At 67.0% G+C, this 20,656-nt stretch carries 19 protein-coding genes; 11 read left to right on the top strand and 8 right to left on the bottom strand.

The genetic code is table 11. The annotated features are described in order from the left end of the window. The first annotated feature begins 205 nt into the window (after positions 1 to 205). Complete coding sequence (locus JYK04_RS33260) at positions 206 to 736, top strand: hypothetical protein (protein WP_308431061.1); 531 nt, start codon at positions 206 to 208, stop codon at positions 734 to 736. Positions 737 to 749: 13 nt separating this feature from the next. On the opposite strand, the gene JYK04_RS33255 is transcribed toward JYK04_RS33260, so the two are convergent. After that, a complete protein-coding gene (locus JYK04_RS33255; RefSeq protein WP_189740674.1) occupies positions 750 to 1,367 on the bottom strand; it encodes a dihydrofolate reductase family protein in 618 nt (205 codons plus the stop codon). 212 nt (positions 1,368 to 1,579) lie between these two features. Between JYK04_RS33255 and JYK04_RS33250 the strand changes: the two genes are divergently transcribed. After that, a complete protein-coding gene (locus JYK04_RS33250; protein ID WP_229875830.1) occupies positions 1,580 to 1,765 on the top strand; it encodes a hypothetical protein in 186 nt (61 codons plus the stop codon). A gap of 100 nt (positions 1,766 to 1,865) precedes the next feature. On the opposite strand, the gene JYK04_RS33245 is transcribed toward JYK04_RS33250, so the two are convergent. The 4 genes from JYK04_RS33245 to JYK04_RS33230 all read right to left on the bottom strand — a co-directional run bounded on the left by JYK04_RS33245 (position 1,866) and on the right by JYK04_RS33230 (position 4,360). Continuing rightward, complete coding sequence (locus JYK04_RS33245) at positions 1,866 to 2,630, bottom strand: barstar family protein (protein WP_189740672.1); 765 nt, start codon at positions 2,628 to 2,630, stop codon at positions 1,866 to 1,868. Positions 2,631 to 2,701: 71 nt separating this feature from the next. After that, a complete protein-coding gene (locus JYK04_RS33240) occupies positions 2,702 to 2,956 on the bottom strand; it encodes a hypothetical protein (protein ID WP_189740669.1) in 255 nt (84 codons plus the stop codon). Positions 2,957 to 3,167: 211 nt separating this feature from the next. Beyond that, positions 3,168 to 3,638 carry an NUDIX hydrolase gene (locus tag JYK04_RS33235; protein ID WP_189740667.1) on the bottom strand — a complete coding sequence of 157 codons (471 nt, stop codon included), beginning with the start codon at positions 3,636 to 3,638 and terminating at the stop codon, positions 3,168 to 3,170. 2 nt (positions 3,639 to 3,640) lie between these two features. Then, positions 3,641 to 4,360, bottom strand: coding sequence for a helix-turn-helix domain-containing protein (locus JYK04_RS33230; protein WP_189741393.1), 720 nt, complete (start codon positions 4,358 to 4,360; stop codon positions 3,641 to 3,643). Between the two features lie 273 nt (positions 4,361 to 4,633). On the opposite strand from JYK04_RS33230, the gene JYK04_RS41550 reads away from it, so the two are divergent. Continuing rightward, positions 4,634 to 4,885 (top strand): hypothetical protein, encoded by a 252-nt coding sequence (locus tag JYK04_RS41550; RefSeq protein WP_229875828.1) that lies wholly within the window; start codon positions 4,634 to 4,636, stop codon positions 4,883 to 4,885. Then, entirely contained in the window at positions 4,873 to 5,118 is a 246-nt protein-coding gene (locus tag JYK04_RS33225) for a DUF7848 domain-containing protein (protein WP_032759868.1), read from the top strand. Before JYK04_RS41550 ends, JYK04_RS33225 begins: the two co-directional genes overlap by 13 nt. Positions 5,119 to 5,693: 575 nt before the next feature. Here JYK04_RS33225 and JYK04_RS33220 read toward each other — a convergent pair. After that, positions 5,694 to 6,587: a GntR family transcriptional regulator gene (locus JYK04_RS33220; protein ID WP_189740664.1), complete on the bottom strand. Its 894-nt coding sequence runs from the start codon at positions 6,585 to 6,587 to the stop codon at positions 5,694 to 5,696. 164 nt (positions 6,588 to 6,751) lie between these two features. Between JYK04_RS33220 and JYK04_RS33215 the strand changes: the two genes are divergently transcribed. The 7 genes from JYK04_RS33215 (at position 6,752) to JYK04_RS33185 (ending at position 12,556) form a co-directional block, all read left to right on the top strand. Continuing rightward, positions 6,752 to 7,105 carry an SCO3933 family regulatory protein gene (locus JYK04_RS33215; protein ID WP_030307049.1) on the top strand — a complete coding sequence of 118 codons (354 nt, stop codon included), beginning with the start codon at positions 6,752 to 6,754 and terminating at the stop codon, positions 7,103 to 7,105. Beyond that, entirely contained in the window at positions 7,102 to 7,290 is a 189-nt protein-coding gene (locus tag JYK04_RS33210) for a hypothetical protein (RefSeq protein ID WP_189740661.1), read from the top strand. Before JYK04_RS33215 ends, JYK04_RS33210 begins: the two co-directional genes overlap by 4 nt. A 1-nt stretch (position 7,291) precedes the next feature. Then, on the top strand, positions 7,292 to 8,701 hold the full coding sequence (locus JYK04_RS33205) for an FtsK/SpoIIIE domain-containing protein (RefSeq protein ID WP_189740658.1): 1,410 nt from the start codon (positions 7,292 to 7,294) through the stop codon (positions 8,699 to 8,701). 35 nt (positions 8,702 to 8,736) lie between these two features. Continuing rightward, complete coding sequence (locus JYK04_RS33200) at positions 8,737 to 9,492, top strand: DUF2637 domain-containing protein (RefSeq protein WP_189740655.1); 756 nt, start codon at positions 8,737 to 8,739, stop codon at positions 9,490 to 9,492. Positions 9,493 to 9,642: 150 nt separating this feature from the next. After that, a complete protein-coding gene (locus tag JYK04_RS33195; RefSeq protein WP_189740652.1) occupies positions 9,643 to 11,088 on the top strand; it encodes a zinc finger-like domain-containing protein in 1,446 nt (481 codons plus the stop codon). Continuing rightward, positions 11,088 to 11,315 (top strand): helix-turn-helix domain-containing protein, encoded by a 228-nt coding sequence (locus JYK04_RS33190; RefSeq protein ID WP_189740649.1) that lies wholly within the window; start codon positions 11,088 to 11,090, stop codon positions 11,313 to 11,315. The genes JYK04_RS33195 and JYK04_RS33190 overlap by 1 nt, the downstream gene beginning before the upstream one ends. After that, on the top strand, positions 11,312 to 12,556 hold the full coding sequence (locus JYK04_RS33185) for a tyrosine-type recombinase/integrase (protein WP_189740647.1): 1,245 nt from the start codon (positions 11,312 to 11,314) through the stop codon (positions 12,554 to 12,556). Before JYK04_RS33190 ends, JYK04_RS33185 begins: the two co-directional genes overlap by 4 nt. A 141-nt stretch (positions 12,557 to 12,697) precedes the next feature. Here JYK04_RS33185 and JYK04_RS33180 read toward each other — a convergent pair whose 3' ends face one another. Together JYK04_RS33180 and JYK04_RS41990 are read right to left on the bottom strand one after the other, a co-directional pair. Next, positions 12,698 to 13,021: a hypothetical protein gene (locus JYK04_RS33180; RefSeq protein ID WP_189740644.1), complete on the bottom strand. Its 324-nt coding sequence runs from the start codon at positions 13,019 to 13,021 to the stop codon at positions 12,698 to 12,700. Positions 13,022 to 13,037: 16 nt separating this feature from the next. Next, a complete protein-coding gene (locus tag JYK04_RS41990; protein ID WP_268254154.1) occupies positions 13,038 to 20,459 on the bottom strand; it encodes a polymorphic toxin-type HINT domain-containing protein in 7,422 nt (2,473 codons plus the stop codon). Positions 20,460 to 20,656 lie beyond the last annotated feature (197 nt).

Here is a 20,656-nt window from a genome sequence, read left to right as displayed (position 1 = left end):
ATCTTGCCGGGCCCGCGACGCCCGGCACCGCACCTGGCCGCGTTGTCGGGGCGCCCTTAGGCCGTCTCCGCAAAATCCCGCCTGCCCCGCGACGCCTGGCACTGCACCTCGCCGCGTTGTCGGGGCGCCCGAGTACATCCAGCACACGGGCGCCCCTCCGCCTTGCCATCCTTCCCCACGGCCCTGGCGGGCCCGGGGAGACCCCATGGCACCGGACGCCGCGGGCTCGGCCGACAAGATCCGGAAGAGACGGCCCAGGCCGACCTGGGCCGGACGCACCCGGCGATCAATTCGATTGCGGGCGTGGCACGTTCCCGCCGATCCTGTCCACCTCACCGACGAGGAGGACCACGTGGGCCTGATCCTGTGCCCGGACGACGGAGACAACAGCAGCCCGGACGCCACTTGGTCCTGCGTCCGCTTCCACGCGTTCCGGAAACGGCTCGCACGGGCAGAGGGGTTCGCCCTCGACGAGATGTGGGGTTTCGGGGGCGGCCGGCCGTGGAGCGAGGTCTCCACCAGCCTGGAGCCGCTCCTCGACCACCCGGACGTCTGCGGTGACAACCTCTCCGCCGCCGACTGCGCCGCGATGCTGCCCCGCCTGGAGGCGATCGCCGGCGAATGGCTGGAGGAACCGGCCGAACCGCTCCTCCAGCAGCTCATCGAGGACGCCCGAAGGCTGACCGTCGTCCTGCGGTTCTGCGTCGACGAGGACGTCGAGCTCCTCTTCGCCTGACGGCGCGCTCAGCTCAGTCGCCGATCGTCGCGAAGGTGGCCCGTCCCGTCGGCCGGTAGGTGTGGACGGCGGTCCCGGCCGGTGTCGTACGGGAGCTCACCACCTCATAGGCGGTCGGCAGCCCGCCGGTGGGGAACAGCCTCTGCCCCGCCCCGAGAACCACGGGGAACACCAGCAGGTTGATCTCTTCCACGAGGTCCCGAGCCAGCAGCCACTGCGCGAGCTGCCCGCTGCCGTGCACCTGCAGCTCCCCCTCCAGCTCGTCCTTGACCCGTACGATCTCACCCTGCAGGTGCTCCCCGTCGAGCACGGTGACCGGCCCCCAGGCCGGCTCCTTCAGCGTGGTCGACGCCACGTACTTGGGCAGCCGGTTCAGCTTGCCCGCGACGGGGTCGGCGGGGTCGTCGTGCTCCGGCCAGTACGAGGCGAAGATCTCGTACGTCTTCCGCCCGAGCAGGAACGCCTCGGCCCGCCCGAACACCTCGGTGATGAACTCCCCCATCCCCTCATCGGCGAACGGCGCGACCCACCCCCCGTACTCGAACCCCCCGCTCTGATCCTCATCGGGCCCCCCGGGCGCCTGCATCACGCCGTCCAACGTGACAAAGGTGGTCAAGGTCAGCTTCCCCATGCCTCTGCGCTCCTCGCTCGATGGCCTCTACAGGTTCAGACTCCCGTCCACCAGAAAACTCATCGGCACGCCACGCAACAGAACGCCCAATCGGCCGAACACCGCCGCTTACACAGCGCCCTCGACCGGGCCGGACTCCGGCGCATCCGCTTTCACGAACTCCGGCACTCGAACCCGCCGCCCTGCTCCTGGCACAGGGTGTCGATCTCGTCGTGATCAAGGAACTCCTCGGCCACGCCCACATCGGCGTCACCGCCACCGTGTACGCACACGTCCGCCTCCGCCTTCAGCGCGACGTCATCGACTTCCTCAGCCACGCCCTCCGCCACCCCGCCGAGATCGCCGACGTGCCCGACGACGGCGACGAACCACCCCTCTGCACAGTCCCCGTCCGCTGACGTTGCCGTCAACTACTGCCGTCACCGCACCCAGACGCCCCGTCAGGCATTGCCTGACGGGGCGCAAAATTCGCTGGCACACATACATAACAATTCAAAATCAGCAAGTGTCGAAATCTACGCGAAATTCGCGCATCACTTCCGCGACTGAATCCAGAAAGGCGCCATCTAGAAATGCTTGAGATACCTGAAAATCTCGCCAAACAATCTTCACTGGAGGCCCCTCGCCACAGTTCGAAGAAATGCAGTCTGTAAGAGCATCAAGATTCGACCCAAAGTATCCACCCGCACCATTTACCGCCTCACCCAATGCGCAGAAAAATCCCGACTTTGTAGAGATGTGCGCACCATCCAAGTAGATTACGTCATCCACTCCATAGCGGGCAGCCCTACGATTCGAAGTGAACCAAGAATTCTGAACAACGTGCAGCCATGCACTCTGATAGCTCATCGGCCATCGAAGCCATTCGCCTTTCTCCAGGGCGATTCCCGATGCCCAACGTCGCCAAATTCGCTCAGCTTCAGGATATTCGCAGCGATTGCCAAAGAACCGGTACTCGACTCTCGAGATATTACCGTCTGGCGCCGCTAGGCCCGTATCTCCGAGCACAACCCGCCCAATGAAGTACTCACCAACCTTCTCCCGTCGGCGATTCATGACGCCCAGCACTGCTTCTTCGACTCTTCGCCTACCCTTTTCAACCTCATGAGCTCTCAGGAAGGCTACTTCCGACAACTCTTCTTCCGGGGCAACAAAAAAACCCTCTACCCCTTCAGCCGCAACAAGCACATCCCCAGACTCTTCATCCGATACCACGTACAGCGGAAAATCCACCTCAGCCGTTACGGGCACTTCGCCAGCCATATCTCATCCCCAAACCGGAACTGGTGCAGCGACAATCAATCGGTCGCTGCACCAGTTAACCAATAAAGCTACTAATTCCACCCCGCGTCAGGGAAGTGGGGTGCGCTGAAGCGTTGAATCTTCGTGTAATGCGTGGACGTCCAGCCGTACACCTTGGCGCCGTTCGGCAACTCCTTTTCCAGGATTCTGTCAGTTTCCGGCCTACCGGGCACCCGGTACTCCTTAGAGCCTGCCCACCACGGATGCTCGTGGCCTGAATAGGTATCGTGCGAAGGAATCCGCCCCGCCTTCACGCCGTCGTAGGCCGAAGCGATCTTGTTATTCATCCCCCTGGGCAGAGGATCCGACAACTTCCCGTTGGGGCAGTTGCTGTTGTGAACGAGGACCGGTGTGTCGCCCGCCAAAACATAGTACGTGTGCTACGCGGACCCCTCTACCTGCTTTTTCGCAGGTCAAGCGCAGTTTGCTGGTCCGGTGAAGTGCGTGGGCGTTCGTGGTTGTGCGGGGTTGTTGCCGTCGCTACTGCCGTCAGACGGTTCAGCCCAGGTACGGCTTTTCGCGCTGTTCCAGGAAGTGTTGGAGCCTGAGTCGTTGGGTGTGGTGCATCGGCAGCTGCTCGATCTCTTCCGGCGGCACGAACCGGAGTTCGGTGGACTCGTCGGAGATTGCCAGTTGGCCGCCGGTGATGCGGGCGGTGAAGCAGACGTTGAACTGTCGCCGGACCTCGCTGTCGGTGTAGGCGATGATGTGTTTCGGGTCGGTGTAGGTGCCGACCAGGCCGGTGATCTCGACGTCGAGGCCGGTCTCCTCTTTGACCTCTCGGACGGCCGTGCCTGGCAGGGAGTCGGTGAGGTCCATTCCGCCTCCGGGCAGGGCCCATAGGTCGTTGTCGCGGCGGCGCTGGAGGAGGATGCGCCCGTGGTCGTCGGTGACGACGGCGGAGGCAGCGACGACCATGCTGTTCGGCTTGGGCGCGTTGGGGTCGTCGTAGTACTCGGTGCGGGCCACGGTCAGTCTTCCTCTCGTACGGGGGTTGCGGTCGCCCACACGGAGTCGAAGCTGTCGGCGTAGGTGTCGAACATGCCGCTCTCCTGGTGTCGGCGAAGGTGCCACACGGGGGCTGCGTAGGCGTTGACGCCCCAGACGTGTGCGTTGACGAGTTGCTGGTCGTCGGCGCGGTAGAGGGAGTTGTAGAGCGTGGTTTCGTGGGTGCGGACTTCGATGCCGGGGGTGTCGGCGAGCGGCTTGTAGTGCATGAGCGCGAGGCGGCAGCGGGATTCGATGCCGTGGCCGAACCGCTCTTCCTGGCCGCGGGCTTGGACGTTGTCGCTGTCGGGGTCCCCGATCGCGATGCGGACGGTGCAGCCTTCGGCGGCGCGTTCGGTGAGGAGTTCGTTCAGCCGCGGGTACGCCTCGTGGAGGAAGACGGCCGCGTAGACGAGGATGTCGATCCGCTCCCGGGCTTGGGCCATCAGGTCGGTGAACGTCGAGACGGGGAGGTCGGCCCGCTGTTCGTAGAGCGCGACCAGTTCGGGGCTGATGGCGCGGGCGGGGCGGGCCTGGCGGAGCGCCGGCCAGAGTGCGTGCACGTCTTCTCCCAGGGCCTTGGCCGCCTGGAGGGCGGTGGCACGACGTGGGATACGCCCGAGGTTCACCCAGCGCTCGATCGACTTGGGGTCGACCTCGACCTGCTGAGCGAGTGCGGCGTACGTCCAGCCTCCCGCCGCCATGACGGCTCGTAGTCTCTCGTTCGGCACGAGTCTCCCCCTTCGTTTCAGGACGGCACTAGGGACGTTCTACACGGTGCAGGACGTCCCGAAATGGGGTTTGGTGGAGGTTCCTTCGTCCCGGTGACCAGCGTGAGGATCGGTGCCGACCCTGCGACACCAACAGGCCCAGGGGCACGCATCAACGCCGCCGAGGAGCGTCACCGTGCGAATGAGCGCCACCCCATGTGTTCCCGCCCTGCGACTGGACGCCCGGTCGCGCGCCGCCTCGCTGGGGTGGTCACGGTGACGGCCCCCACCCCTGATGCCGACGGGCACACCGTCTCACCCGATGCCGGCGCCCTGGTGGTCGACCGGCGAAGCGGCAAGGTGGGCGTAGTGATGGGGCATGTGGGGACGTACGTGCAGCTTCGACCACCGCGCGGTGGCCGGGAGTGGGACGTGCCGCCCGAGGACGTACGTACGCCGACTCCCACGGAGGAGTTGAGCGCGAAGGTGGCCGTGGCCAACCGGAGGTGGGGACGGTGACCCCTCGCTCGGTCCTGCGCTACGAGACCTGGACGCTCCAGCCCGACCGCGAGCCGGACGCAGAGCCGGTCCATTACGCGATGCAGTGCGCCGTGGACGGAGAGACCTCGCCGACAAGCGAGGACTTCGCCGAACCGCAGGACTGGGTACTCCGGCACTGCGGCCAGAACCCGTCCCACCACACCTACCGGGAGATCATCACCCGCCCCTGGCGGACCTGGCGCCAGACGTAACCCGCCTCGCTCGCCCAAGCGCCGCACCGCGCTGACCCACCCGTCTCCCGTCCCTGCCGGGCGAATCCGATTGAGGCTCCCCCTCCTCATCAGCCCCGGCAGGGACGGGCCCTCCGTGCGTGCCGTGCTCTTGGCTGTGCGGGTTCTGGCCTCTGCCACAGAAAGTCAGCCACGACGGCGGGCGCGTCGACCGACCACCCGCCACGTGTGTCTCGCTCAACCCCGCACCGGCATCAGCCCAGTTATCTCCATCGTCACGGCCCCCAGCCAGGCAGCAAGCATGGGCGTCCAGGACGGCGCGAGCCCGCCGGGCGGCCTCTCAGGTGCCCGGCCAGTCTGCTGCTGAGCGGTCGCACCGGGGCTTCCGATTGGTGGTCCGACCTACGCTCCCGGGCTTTGCGCGCCGAGTGGTCGGCGGCCGTCGCCAGCGGGGCGGCAGACAGGAGCAGGCGGCGGTCACCGACCGCCGGCGCGCGGCGGCCCGCGTCAGCGGGACGCCCTTGATCAAGTAAAGAAACTCTGAACAGCTCGCCTCGCGTGTCTCGTGTCCTGCCGCTCTACCGCGTGCGGTCGGTTCAGCGTCGGCGTCTGCCTTCGTTCAGCCGGTCGTGCAGGCGCTGGGCCTTGGCGGCGGTCTCTTCTGGCGTGTAGTTGCCGCTGAGACGCTTGCGTTGCTCCATGACGGCGCGCATGGCATCACGGTGGGCGGTGGCGGCTTCGAACTCGGTGCTGGCCTTGGTGAATCGTTCCTCGGCGGCCGCGAGTTCGGCGGCCACTTCGTCGTCGCTCTTTCCGCTGAGCCGCACCGCTTCCTCGTCCGCACGGCGCTGCGCCGCCATTTCCTCCAACCCCTCGTTGTAGCGCTTGAGGAACTGATCGCGCGGGCCGAGCTGGCGAACGAAGACGCCTCGGCCCTGTACGGAATAGATCAGCCCCTCCTCCTTGAGGACCCGCAGGGCGTTCTGCGCGGTGGAGTTGGCGATGCCGTACTGAGCTTGCAGGTCGCGGGCGGACGGGAGCTTGGCGCCCGGCGCAAGTCGGCCGTCCTGGATCTGCTTGCGGAGTTCGTCCGCAGTCCGCACATACGGGGGGCGTGGATCGTCGGCGGGACTGTCGGCGGTCTGCCAACCGCGTCGGAGGTCGCCGAGACCGATGTACTCAGGATCGGACTCGCCGGAATCGACCTCGTTTTCCTCGACGGCGTCCGTCTTCGCTTCGGCGGGTGCCATCGGCTTCGGCGCTCGGACGTAGCTGCCCCGGCCCAGGACCGAGTAGATCAGCCCCTCCTCCTTGAGCAATCGCAGGGCGTTTTGGACCGTGGAGCTGGCGATGCCGAAGCGCTTTTGCAGCTCGCGCGCGGCGGGGAGCCGCTCGCCTGGGCGCAGCTCGCCGTCGTGGATCGCGGCGCGCAGGACGTCGGCGGCCTGGACGTATGGCGGCCGGGGGTCCTCTCCCAGGGGCAGCTTCATGGCACGAGGGTAGCGGGGCCAGCACTCGCGGCACACCCGGGCGTCCTCGGCGTTCTAGCTGTATCGCTGTAGCGATACGAATCGAGTGTTGCGGGTGTAGCGAGTGTGCCGCTATGGTCGTGGCGAGCCGTTCAAGCGGCTCCATAGAACGAGGATGTGATGGCATGGCCATGACCCGTATCCGTGTTGCCCTGCTGCCGTCGGCGGTGTGCATCGCGGGCACCGACCCGGTGCTGAAGATCAAGGACCAGCAGACCGGTGAGGTCGCCACCGACCGGGAGACCGGTGCGTCGCTGTACACGGTGACCGTGATGCTCATGGAGGAAGGCCGGGCCGAGGTTCTGAAGATCACGGTGCCGGAGACGGGCCTGGCGGCCGGGCTGAAGCCGGGTGCGATGGTGCGGCCGGTGGAGCTGTTCGCAACTCCGTGGGCGCGAATCTTCAACGGACAGCTCTCCGACGGCGTCGCCTACCGGGCCGCCCGCCTGGAGCTGGTGACGGTGGAGGCGGCCCAGTGATCCGCTTCGAAAACTCCGTACCAGAGCGGGAGTTGTACCCACTCCGACCGCTGCCGGGGACCGAAGGCAAGGCCACGTTCGCCGCCTCGTCTGCGGTGCTCGATCTGCTCGGCCTGAACCCGGAGCAGGCGGCCCGCCTGGACCTGGGTCATGTGCTCCACCTGATACGCGAAGAGGGGGCATGACATGGAAGCCATCGCGGGATACGCGTCGTACGCGCTGCCGATCGCTACTGCGCTGGTCGGTGTGTGGCTGCTGGTGACGGTGGTGCGCTACGTGCGTGCCGACCGGGGCACGCGGGTGAGCATGCGGCAGGCCGTCCGGGTGCGGTGGGGCTGGGTACGGCTCGCGCGGATGGCCGGGCTGACGGTCACCGACAAGACCCCGGGCCTGCTCGCGCAGATCACCGCGTCCAAAGACGGCCCCGCCCCCGCACCTCGGGTGCTCACTCCCCGGATCAAGGTGAAGCCCGACCGGTTCGGCGTGGTCGTGCGAGCGAAGACTCTGCCGCAGGTCGGGCTGGAGGAGTACCAGAAGGCTGCACGGTTCCTGGCCGACGCCTGGCGCTGCACCCGGGTCTCCGTACTGCCGGACGGCCCCGGCCGAGTAGTGATCCGGGGCGTGCGCTCCGACCCCCTGACCACGCCGACCGGGCATCGGCCCACCGGCCGCCCGCCCACGGCCCTGACGCGTTGGGAGCTGGGCGTGGACGAGTACGCCGCCAAGGTGTGCGTGTCCTTGGCCAACGTGCCCGGCGTGACCGTGGCCGGCACCCCCGGCGCGGGCAAGACCTCGACCGTCAACAAGTTCGTCTGCGACTTCGCGCCCTCCCCGGCCGTGCAGATCGCGACTGCGGACGGCAAGGTGTCACGGGCCTCGGAGGGCGACTACGCCGACCTCATCAAGCGGATGTTCGCGTTCTGCGGGGACGACCTTGACGAAGCCAACGCACTGTTCAAGCGGCTGGTGGAGCTGCGTCGTCGCCGGTCCTCGACCATCCGTGACGTACTGGGCGTGAAGAACATGTGGCACGTCGGCCCCTCGCCGCAGTGGCCGCTCACGGTCCTGATCATCGACGAGGCGCATACATTCTTCCGCGAGTACAAGGGCAGCGACGCCGAGACGAAACGTTTTGGCGCGCTGACGGCGGAGAACACCCGGCTGGTGGAGGACCTGGTCAAGAAGGGCCGCAGCGTCGGCATCCTGGTGATCCTCATCAGCCAGAAGACCACCGGCGACGCCATCCCCACCTTCATCCGCGACGTGTGCCCCATCGGGCTGTCCTTCGCGCAGAAGACCGTGGAAGCCGCGGTGGCCGCGCTGGGCGACGACATCCGCAACTGGCCCGACGCCAGCCCGGTCACCTTGCAGGACCCCGCCTACGTCGGCGTCGCGGTGATGGCGATGCAGGGCCGCCCCGGCTACACCCGCATCCGCACCCCGTACGTCTCAGACGCCGACGCGGCCCGCGTCGCCGAGGACACCTCGCACCTGACCACCGATCCCGCCCTGTGCCTGGACGCTCTCCTCGCCTCGACCAGCCGCACGATCCTCGATGACGAGCCGGACGACGCCATTGCATCGCTCGCCAAGTAGCCCCAAAAGCCCATTCCAAGAAGGAGGTTGAGCATATGGCGGAGGAACGGTTCACCCGACGCACCGTGCCCGTGGTCATGGCGGTCATCGCGGCCCTGGCCTTCGTCTTCTCCTTCGGCAACGTCTGGGCGCTCGCCCTGCGGCTCGGCGTTCCCCGCCCGATCGCGCCGCTGATCGCTCCCATGGTGGACCTGTCAGTCGTCGGGCTCTTGGTCGCGCTGCGGTTCCTCGCCCTGCGCGGCGTCCCCAAGCGTGAGCTGAAGGCCGGTACCCGGCTGCTGCACCTGTGCGGCCTGCTCACCCTCGCGCTGAACACCGCTGAACCGCTGCTGGCCGGACGCTACGGACGGGCCTGCCTGGACACCGTCGCTCCGCTCCTGCTGCTCGGCTGGGGCCACGTCGGCCCCGCCTTCCTCGCCCAGTTCCACACCCACCCCACCCCGCACCTGGAGGCCGGCCCGCTCACGCCCACCCCTGTACCGGTCTCCAATACGGTGCCCCCGATCCCCGAATCGGCCCCGACCGTCGCGCCCACCCTTGCACCTGCTCGGGCCGTGGCCGAGGAACCCAACTCCGCTCCCACCTCGGCTCCGGCCGCCACGCTGGTCACCGTCACCAAGACGGCCACGACCACCTCCCGCCCGGCTCTGCCTACTGCTCTGCTGGATGCGGCCCGGCGTATCGCGGACACCCACCGCGACGAGCACGAAGCGCCTATCACTGCGGCCCAGTTGGGGAACCGAATGGGCGTCGCCCTGCCGGTGGCCACCGCCGCGCTCGCTCAGCTCTGAGCCCCGCGCCCCACTGGCCGAATCCCCCTCACTGAACCCACGCCCACCCCCGGGCCTGGTTCGTCATGCCCCGAGCAGCACCAACACGCCTCCCTGACAGGCCGGTTGCTGCTCGGGGCCACCACCCCGACAGAAGGGACACGCCCCGACATGGTCACCCTGGACCTGCGCCACGTGGCAAGCCCCGCCGTGCGGGACCTAATCCACCTGGTCAACCACACCGACTTCGACCGCGCACAGCAGCAGATCGAGCGCCTCGGCGGCTGCACCGAACCCGTACGTCTGATCGGCCGCACCGTCACCGTCGACACCGCAACAGGTGAGGTGCTGCGCTCCTACACCACGTCCGAGGAACCCACGGGCAGTCTGCTCACCACGTGCGGCAACCGCCGCGCCTCCCGCTGCCCGGCCTGCTCCCGCCTCTACGCCGCCGACACCTATCACCTCATCCGCGCCGGCCTCTCCGGCGGCAAGAGCGTGCCTGACACCGTCCGCACCCACCCCCGGGTCTTCGTCACTCTCACCCCGCCGTCCTTCGGCCCTGTCCACAACCGCCTCACCACCCCCGGCGGCGACATCTGGCCCTGCCGCTGCCGCAAACTCCACGAACCCAAGGACGCTCTGATCGGGACGCCGCTGAACCCGGCGACGTACGACTACGAGGGCGCGGTCCTGTTCAACGCCTATGCCTCCACGCTGTGGGCCCGCTTCACCACCTACCTGCGCCGCGAGATCGCCGCCGGGCTCGGCATGACCCAGAAGGCCGCCCACGCGGTCCTGCGGGTGTCCTTCGCGAAGGTCGCCGAGTACCAGCAGCGCGGCCTGGTCCACTTCCACGCCGTCATCCGGCTCGACGGCCCCGACGGCAACAGCCAGCCCCCGCCGCCGTACGCCACCATCACCGTGCTCACCGAAGCCGTACGCGCCGCCGCCGCGCGAGTCCGCGTCACCGTTGACTCCGGTGCGGTCGGGGAACGCGAACTCGCCTGGGGCGAACAGCTCGACGTACGCGAGATCGCGGCCTTCGGCACCGACGCCGAATTCACCGACCAGGCCGTGGCCGCCTACGTGGCGAAATACGCCACCAAGTCCGCCGACGCCTCCGGCATCCTCGACCGCGCCTTGTTCTGCCGCCCCTGCCAGGGACGCGGCGCCACCCTCCTGCCTCACGGGACCCCGCTCCCGTGCACCGCCTGCGGCGGCACCGGGCAGGCCCGCCCGCTGCCACGGCTCGCGGTAGCACGCCACGTTCGGCAGATGATCCGCACCTGCTGGGAGCTAGGCAGGCTGCCGGAGTTCGCCGATCTCAAGCTCCGGAAGTGGGAGCACATGCTCGGCTTCCGGGGCCACTTCTCCACCAAGTCCCGCAGCTACTCCACCACTCTCGGCGCGCTGCGCGACGTCCGCCGCGCCTGGCGCACCGAACAAGCCCGCATCCGCGCCGACCTGCCCGACCTCGACCCGACCACCACTCTCGTCGTCGGCCAATGGGACTACCTCGGCTCGGGCTACACCCCCGGCGCCGCACTCCTCGCCGCCCACGTCTGGCACAGCAAGGAACTGGAACGGCAGTTCGCGGCCGAAGGGGGCTGCTGATGGCCTCGCCCCCGCTCGCCGTCCTCCACTCGGAGGCGGCATCGGCGCTGGAGCTGCTCACGGTGCCCCAGGTGATGGCCCGCCTCCAGCTCGGCCGCTCCGCCGTCTACGACCTCCTCCGCTCCGGACAGCTCGCCTCGATCACCCTCGGCCGCGCCCGCCGCATCCCCACCCACGCGCTGACCGACTTCATCCGCACCCGCCTCGAACAGGAAGCCGCGGGATGACCACACGCCGCGACACCCCCGCCTCCCGCCGCACCCGCGCCAACGGCGACGGAACCGTCTACCAGCGCAAGGACAGCCGCTGGGAAGCCGCCGGATACGTCCTCGCCCCCGGCAACACCCGCAAGCGCGTCCGCGTCTACGGCACCACCCGCAAAGAAGCCCTGGCCAAACTCACCGAGAAGATCGCCAACAGCAACCGCGGACTCCCCGCACCCTCCGCGCAGGGCAGCCTGGCCGCGTACCTGACGTACTGGCTGGAGAACATCGCCGTCCACCAGCTCCGCGAGAACACCCACACCCGCTACACCGCCGTCGCCCGGCTCTACCTCATACCCGGACTCGGACGGAAGAAGCTCGCCAAGCTCACCGCCAAGGACGTCCGCACCTGGCTCAACCAGCTCCGCACCACCTGCCAGTGCTGCTCGCGCAGCATCGATGGCCAGCGTGATGAGCCCCGTTGTTGCGCCATCGGAGCATGCTGTTCCAAGCGGCTCTCTCCGCTGACGTTGGCCTACATCCACTCCGTGCTCAAGTCCGCCCTGGAGCACGCCGTGCGCGAGGAGGAGATCCCACGCAACGTCGCCCGCAACGTCCGCACCGGCACACCCCGCCCCCGCCGTTTCGAACCCCTCACCGCCGACGAAGCCCGCCAGCTCCTCACCAGCCCCCAGAGCCACCGGCTGCACGCGCTGTTCGAACTCGCCCTCCACACCGGACTCCGCAAGGGCGAACTCCTCGGCCTGCACTGGGAAGACCTCGACCTCGACGCGGGCACCGCAGTCATTCGTCGCACCCTTCAGCGCACCAGTGTCGGCGGGCTCACCACGCTGCCCACCAAGACGCGGGCTTCCGAGCGCCGCATCGCCCTCCCCGCTCGCTGCCTCCGCTCACTGAAGCACCACCACGAACAGCAGCAGCGCGAGCGCGAGGCCGCAGGCACGGCGTGGCAGCACAGCATCCACGTGTTCACCACTGCGCAGGGCCGCCCCATCGACCCAACCAACCTCACCCGCGCCTTCACCACGCTTCTCCGCCGCGCCGGCCTCCGCCGCATCCGCTTCCACGACCTCCGCCACTCCACCGCTACCTTGCTCCTGGAGCAGGGCGTCGAACTCGTCGTCATCAAGGAGCTCCTCGGCCACGCTCACATCGGCGTCACCGCCACCGTCTACGCCCACGTCCGACTCCGCCTCCAACGCGACGCCATCGATCTCCTCGGCCGCGCCCTCGACCACCCCTGACACACGTACGGCAACGGCGGCGGACACCTGGTGTCCGCCGCCGTTGCCGTCAACTACTGCCGTCAAGCCGCAAAACGGCCCCTGTAGGTGACACCCACAGGGGCCGCATCTTTGCGCCTCGATGCGTAGTGAATCGGAAGCCTAAATCGGCTCGCCCGCCACTCCGCTAAATCCGACGAGGCCATTCCTCTTCGCCATGTCAAGAATCTCAGGGAGATAATCCAGTTGGCGAACCGAAAGGGTCAGGAGGACGTACTTTCCCGCATCATCCGGTTCCTCTTCCAGGTCGAACCGAGACGGCTCCAGAACATCATCCACATCTGGCCACCTAGTCAGCAACTCCTCCCGGAACCGCAACACGTCAGGGCTCACGACAAGGTCGCTGGTGTCACCCTCGGCAAGGTTGTCGAAGATTTCCTCAGGTTCCCCAACACCGCGCTTCCAGAAGCCGAAGTCGCTACTCACTGGCCATCCTCTCAGGTTAGGGGTTGCAGATTGGACACTCTGTACCGCGACGAACGACTGAGGTTTCAAACCCGTACGTCTGCGCTAGCCATTCGTCCTTCCTTCGCTGACCCCTTGTGTAATTCGATTTATTCACCTTCACCTCGTAAAGGTGAAGGTTGCCGTCTGGATTCCTGACCGCGATATCTACTTGGCGCTTGCCGTAAGGGGTCCAGAGTTCGAGTCCGTTCCCGTAGCTTTCGCTGTAGATATCGGACTTCTTGTAGAACTTCTCAAACGTCGCTGTCATTTCATCAACACCGGCGGCACCCCGGGCTTTGTCGTGCTGACGGACACCGCAGTTGCTGTTGTGAACGAGTACCGGCGTTTCCCCTGCCAGCACATAGTACGTGTGCAGGTCGGCGACGGTGAGGTTGTAGGTCTGATTGAACGCTTCGTAGGCACGGGCCGCGGCGATCGCTACGGACGATCCGCTGCCTGTACGTAGGATTTCTCCAGGCTTGAGATCTTCGGCATCCTTCCACGCCTGGTCCGATTCCGACCAGAAGGGGTGGTGGCCTGTCGCGGTGATGGTCTTGATGCCCTCGGGGGTTTGAATTCCGAGGTCGACGTAGGTCTTGTCATCTTCTGTGTAGATGGTCGCCGTGACCATCTTCTTCGAGGTCTCGCCGGTCTCGGGGTCGGTAGCAAGGACCTCGTCGCCGTCCACCAGGCTCTCGATGGGCCTGCTGGTTCCGTCGGCGAGGAGCACATGCGTTCCAGCGACAAAGCTATTTCCGCACGGCTTCCCCGCTGCCGCCCTCGCCTTCTTCATGCCCGCTGTACGAGAGGCCGCCGCCCCGCCGAACATTTCACCCATCAGCTGGGAGGAGTTCTTTTCATATATATCCGAGGAGACCGACTCGCCGGTCTCCAGCGCTTCCAGCCAGTTGTTGCACTTTACGAAATCACAATAGTGGCCATTGAAGTAATCGAGCTCCTCTTGGGATGCGCCAAATGTCCACATCTTGAAGGAGATCTGCTTGGTGACCGAATAGCCATCCGGGTCATACTTGCCCTGAATTCGGGCAAATTCCTTGCCCGAACTGCTCTTATAATTGCGCAGATAGTCTTTCTTTCCGGAAAGCAGCTTGGAGCGGGTCCGTTCGAAAGTGTTACGCGTATTCTGCCGAATGTCGTTCCGCCGGTCCTGCCTCGCCTGGGCAACCTGCACGACGTTCTGCGAAGCTGCCTGGAATCCGGGGTCGCTGTTGTCTCCCTCGAAGTACTTGCGGCCGTCCGGATCCAGATTGGTGATGGGGTTGCCGTTGGCGTAGGTGTACCCGTTCATCTGGAGCGGGTCGGTGATGTCGATGACCGGGTCGACGGTGATGAAGCGGCCTGTGCTGGCTTCGTATTCGCGGGCACCGATGTGGGTGAGGCCCGTGGTGTTGTCGTCGTTGCCGACGCCGAGGAAGGTACGGTCGCCCGGCCAGCTGGCGGGCTGGCTTCCGCGGGGGTTGCCGTACGGGTCGGACTTGCGGCGGGTGGTCGGCTGGCCGGCCTTCTGGTCGACGCTGATGGTGGCGGTGTTGTGGTGGTCGGTGAGCAGGTGCGACAGGGTGTGGCCGGTAGTCTTGCCGTTGGTGCGTCGGACCGTGGCCGGGGCGCCGGGGCTGCTGTAGTAGCGGACGGCGTCCATGGCCTTGCCGGCCTTGTCGACGGTGATCTCGGTTTCACCGAGGTAGAGGGTGCGGGCGCTGCCCGTGTCCTGGATGACCCGGTTGCCGGACGCGTCGTAGAGGTAGCTGGTGACGTTGCCGAAGCTCCACTGCTGCGCCGGCGTGGCACCCGGGCTGGCACACGTGAAGGTGTGCAGGTCGTTGCCCTCGGCGTCATTGTCGTTGGGGACGGTGAGGCATTGGTTGGTGCCGGTGACGAGGGCCTTGTCCGTCTCGCGGTAGGTGAACTTCTGGCTCTGCGCGCCCGGCGTGCAGGCCTTCAGGACGGCCTTGCCGTTTTCGGCGGTGAGGCACTTGCCGAGGGCCTGGACGGTGTCGCCGGTGATTCGCCACTGCTGGGGCTTGGTCTCGTTGCATGACAGCAGCTGGACGGGAGTGCCGTCGGCGGTATCGCCGTCCTGGACGTCGAGGCACTTGCCGGAGAGGCCCGTGACCGCGACGGAACCGATGCCGGGGCTGGTGGCCGAGAGGAGCTTGCTGCGACGGTCCCAGTTCAGGGTCTGGGTGTCTCCGTTGATGGTCCGGGTCTTGGTGCTGCCCGCCGCACTGTAGGTATACGTGGACAGGGAGTCGACGGTAGAGCCGGGCGTCCTCGTGGTCTTGTTGACCTTGGTCAGGGCATGGGGCTGCTTCTTGGGGTTGGGAAGGGCACCGCCCGTGATCTCCACGCCGTACGTGTACGTCGTCTCGTCGTCGAGGGCGCTGTCGGTCGGGTCGCGATCGGTGAGCTTGGTGCGGTTGCCTATGGCGTCGAACTGGTAGTCCTGCCAGTAGGCATCACCCGGCGTACCCGATCCCACCTCCGTGCGCGCAGGGCCCGTGGGACTGGTGGGGCAGCCTTCCGTCTTGCCCGTCCAGGCACGAACGAGCTGGCCCATGGCGTCGTAGCTGTAGCACTGACGGTCGACGAGGGCCGGAGACTGCGTGGTGGTGCCGGGGTAGGTGTCCTTGATCGCGGTCGGGTTGCCGACCGTGTCGTACGTGAAGCTGAGAGAGGAGAGGAGATTCGAGCCGGACGCGGAGTCGCGCGTCTCCTTGTGGCTGGTCGCCGAGGCGACCCGCCCGGTGTGGGGGTCGTAGGTGTTCGTGGTCCACACGCGGTTTGGTGCGTTGCCGGAGGCGGTGCGCAGGATCTCGCCGTAGGGGCTGTAGACCGTGTCCGCGGTGTACCAGGAGAGGCCGGACATGGTCTGCACCATGCCGTCGGCGTTGTAGCGGGTGATCAGCTTCTCGGCGGCGAGACCGCCGATCGTGGCCGGAAGGGTCGTCGACTGCACCTTGCCGGTGGGGGTGTACGTGGTGCTGTAGGCGTAGCTGCCGGCCAGGCCCTTCGTGGCGGGCAGGTCCGGGATGGTGATCCGCGATCCGGTCGGCCGGTACTCGCTGTCGTAGCCGGTGACCTCGGTCTTGTATGAGCCGGCGCCCCACTTGCGGGTGGAGGCGACGGGCTGGCCCTTGCCGCCCGGGAGGGTGTCGTAGGTCCAGGTGGCGATGGGGTCGGAGGTTTCGGAGTCGTCGCGCAGCGCGGTCTTGCGGCCGAGTACGTCGTAGGAGGTGTACTGGGTGACGTTGTAGACGTTGGTCGTCGAGACCTGCTGGTCGAGGTTGTTGTACGTGAAGGTCGACTTGCCCGTGTCGGGGTCCTCCGACGCGGTCGTCCGCCCGCGGGCGTCGTGGGTGTAGGTCCAGTTGTTGCCGGCCGTGTCGGTGACCTTGGCGAGCTTGCCGCGAACGTCGTAGGTGTAGCCGGTCTTGGTCGACGTGCTGAGATCGGTGGCGGTGTACTGCTCGATCTCGGAGGTGCGGCCCAGGGCGTCGGTCCACGTCTTGACGGCGCGGCTGCCGGGCAGCGGGGACGACCCGGTGGGCGACATCCCGCTGCGGGTCAGGGTCCAGTCGCCGCCGTACTGCGTGACGGCGGACTGCCTGGCTTCGCCCTTCTCCAGGGTGGTGACGCGCACGGCGCGGCCGAGGCCGTCATAAGCGGTCTGGGTGGAGCTGGGTACCTCGGTGACCGACTTGGGGACGTAGAGCTCCGTGCTCACCTTGCCTTCGGCGAGGTAGCTGCTGTTGGTTTCGCTAACGGTTCCGTTCGCACCGTGCAGGGTGTCCGTGATCAGGCGTGCGCCGCCCGGGCCTTCGGTCTGGCTCTGGCGGGGACGCAGCAGTCCGTCGTAGATCGCGATGGAAGTGCTGTAGGTGCCGTTGTCCTTGAGGGTGCGGGAGATGACGGCCGGCGTCTTGAGTTCGGCGATCTGGTATTCGAACGTGTAGGCCGCCGGATCGGTCGGCTTCTGCGAAGGCGTCCGGACCTCGGTGCTCCGGCCGAGCTCGTCGTAGACCGTGGTGACCTTGCGGCCGTTCGCGTCGGTCGACTCCAGGACGCTGCCGCGGGCCGGGTCCACCTTGGTGGTCACCGCATGCCCGAGGGCATTGGTCGCCGTACTGGAGAACGCCGGTCCGGTCGGAGGGCTGAAGGCGACGCTCGACGGGGTGCCCGCGGCGTCGTACGTCTTGACGGCGCGGCCGATCGCGTCGTACTCGGTGCGCCCGGACGTCATCCAGCCGGTGCCTGCCGCGTCAGTGCTGTCGACCTGGTACGGGAGACCCTTGGTGGGCGCGGCGCCGAAGGCATTGACCGCGTCGTACGAAGTCCGGGTGGCATTCAGGCGCGTGCCGGCCTCGATGCCACCGCCGGCGCAGTCACCTGTCGTCTCGATGACCTCGGACTGCAGACCGATGAGGTTGTTCGTGGGGTTGTGAACGTACTTGGGCTTGGTGCAGGACTGCTTGACGGTGGCCCAGCCAGTGCCCTTGTTCTCCGAGACATCGGTCTGTGTGGTGAGCAACAGACCGTAGGAAGTGGGCTCGTCCTCGTATGTATTGAGGGTGCGCACCAGCCGGGACTTGCCGCCACTGACGGACTGGATCTCGTCAGTGCGTGCCGTGCCCAAGCGGTACGCCTCCAAGGGGGTGTTGTCGGCTCGGGGCCGGGAGGCGATCCGCTTGCTCCGCCAGGGTGAAGACAACTGGCGGCTCTCGACGCTGCCGCCGACCTTGGTGTAGGTGATGGTCTCGGCGACCTGGCCCTGGTACTGGGGAAGGTCCTCGCCGAGCTCTTCCGTGCCGGAGGAATCCTTGACAGTGATCTTGGCTGCGTCGGTGGACAGACCGCGGAAGTACCGGGTGCGGGTCTGGCTCTGCTCGGTCGCGTTGGCCTTGCCCGCGTTCTCGGTCGCACCCGTCGTGGTGAGGACGCTGGCGTAGCCGCGCCACTGACTGTAGGTACGCCGATCGGGCTTGGTGAACTCGTCGTCGTCCTTGGCCCAGGCGGCGTCCTCGTACGTGTAGCTGGTCTTGAGGTCGGGGCGCTGTGCCACCCGGTCCTTCTCGATCACGCTGTCCACGACGTACTTGTTGAACAGCTCGATCGGCGGGACCTTGTCCGGGTCCAGTCCTGAGTCCGCGGACCAGTGCACGGGGAAGCAGCGCGTGGTGTTCTTCGCCAGGTCGGGGACGCTGGTCCCCTTCGCGCACGGGGCCGAGTACCTGACCTCGATCTCGCCACCGGTCTCGGTGAGGATGGTCCCCACCCGGAGCCTGTCGAAGTCCGGTGCGGCGTCGGGCTTCCCGTTCGTGTCCGCCTTCAGGACACGGTTGGGCATGTCCACCACGTTGGCCTTGAAGGAGACCGGGGGCAGCGAGACACCGATGGTGTCGTTCTTGGCGCCGTAGGCGGTCCGGGTGATGGACTCCAGCCACAGCGGAGGGCTGGTGTCGGTGCGGTGCTTGGGGAGCGACTGCTTGAGGGCCCACTGGTCGACCTTGGTGAGCGCCGTGGAGCCCTCGGTCCGCTGGCCGTAGGTGGTGACACGGTCCAGGCGCATGCGCGACCAGAACGTGGGAGAGAAGGTTTCGCAGGCCGCCGCGTCCATCTTGCAGTTCAACGAGGCGGGGGTGTCGTACCATCCGATTCCGTTCTTGGAACCGAACAGGGACTCGGCGCAGGAGACGTTCTTCTCCTCGAAGCACCGCTGCGCCACACCGAACTCGACTCGGCCCGCAGGGGCACCGGCGAGGTTGTCGGCGCGGAGTCCGTAGAGGATGCGGGTCGGGTATCCGCCGCGGATGTACCCGACCTTGGCGCGGTCCTTCTCGTTGACCTTCTCGTTCTTGGCGTAGCGGTTCTCTTCCTTCGCCCAGTCGATGATCATGGCGTTGCCGTGGACGTCCTCGACGTAGTCGAGGTTCCAGCGCCAGGCCTGGGTGCAGGAGGAATTCGCGTAGGCCGGCTGATAGCAGGGCTCACCAGGGTGGTTGCCGAAGACCGGGACGGTGAAGACGGAGTCGGTCACGGTCGTGGGTGACGAGCCGTCCCCGTGGGTGCCGACGCTGTGGCGCCCGTAGTGGTAGCGCATGCCGTCACGCGTGGTGACGACCCAGTATTCGCCGTCCTTCGCGCCGTTGCCGCTGCCGGTCTTGAGCTCGACCTTGGAGCCGTCGTCCGTGGCGGGGACCCAGGCACCGCTCGCGGCGTCGTGGACGAGCTCGGTCGTCGACCCGTTGAGGGACAGGACGACGTTGTCGCCGGCCCAGCACAGGTCGCCCTTCTTCTTGTCCGTGGCGTTGTCGTTGTTCGGCTTGCCGCTCGACGAAGCCTTCAGGTCTTCGGAGCAGGAGCGGTAACGGCGTTCGACGAAGCCCGGGTTGTAGTCCCAGCCGTCACCGACCCAGGACGCCTGACCGTTCGTCACGGACGTCTTGCCGTCCACCGCCTGCGAGGAGTACGAGAACGCGATGGACGGGGTGGGGCCCGCCGGTGCCGGGGGCACCGTCAGCGGGTAGGTCCAGGAGAAACCGCCCCCGCTGCCGCCTGCGGTCCATTTGCCCGAGGGCGAGAGGGAGGTGGCCTTGTACGAACCGCCCGCGCCCGCCGCACCGTCGGAGGCGACGACCGCCATGGCGCCGGCGGCGCCGCCCACGCTCATGGTCTGCATGCCCTGAACGGGGGTCGCAGCCGGGTCGAGGGTCGCGATGACCTTCTTGCCGCCGGTGTCGTTCGAGCTCGGGACGTCTACGGAGACAGAGCATTCGGGCAGTTCGGGGTGGTCGAGGAAGCAAGCGGGGTACTGCCGCAGCTTCAGGCGTGAGGACCACTCGGTGCCGTACAGGTCCTGGAACTTCGAGTAGTCCAGAGCGACGTCGACCGGGTTCACGGCGTCGACGGGCGGCGTGATCTTGATGATCGCGCCGTCCACGCCGGCGGCTTCGGTCTTCGTGCGGCCTTCGACGGCCGCCGACCAGGTGCCCGTCGGCGCGGCACCCGTCCCGGGAACCTTGCCGATGCTGACGGGGAGCGAGCCGACCTGAACGAAGTCGGCAGTGGGGACGGGCGCCAGCGGGATGGTGGCCGAGGCTTCCGCGGGCGGCGCCACGGCGGTCGGCGTGTAGTCCTCGAGCGGTTTGGGCGGATCACCGACCCATCGACCGAGCGCGTCCATGGCGGCCTGGTCGGGCTTGACCTTGACGTCTTTCTGGAGCCCCGGCAGCTCGACGCCGCTGCGGTCGCCCGGTGGTGCCGCCCAGGCTTGGGCGGGTAGAAGAGTTGCGACCAGCACCACGGAGAGTGTGATGCCGGTGCGCCCGGCAAGGCGCGCGCGTGTTGCGCGCGCCTTTCTGTTTCCGGGCAGGCGGAAATTCGCCGAGAACGGCGACATGCGGACCCCCCACGATCTGCCGCCACGGCAATGGCACACGGCTGGCAGGAAACTGACAATTAGCCACTGATTCTGTGGCCAGTGGACCAGAAAAGCCACAGTTCCGATAATCGGTGTGGGCTTTGTCACTTTGCCTGGTGTATACCTTGGGGTAATCGGCGCAAATCGGTTGCTAACGCCACGCCCTGCGGTGAATG

The organism is Streptomyces nojiriensis (assembly GCF_017639205.1).
In the GTDB taxonomy this organism is placed as follows: domain Bacteria; phylum Actinomycetota; class Actinomycetes; order Streptomycetales; family Streptomycetaceae; genus Streptomyces; species Streptomyces nojiriensis.
This window is presented reverse-complemented; position numbering and strand designations above follow the sequence as displayed.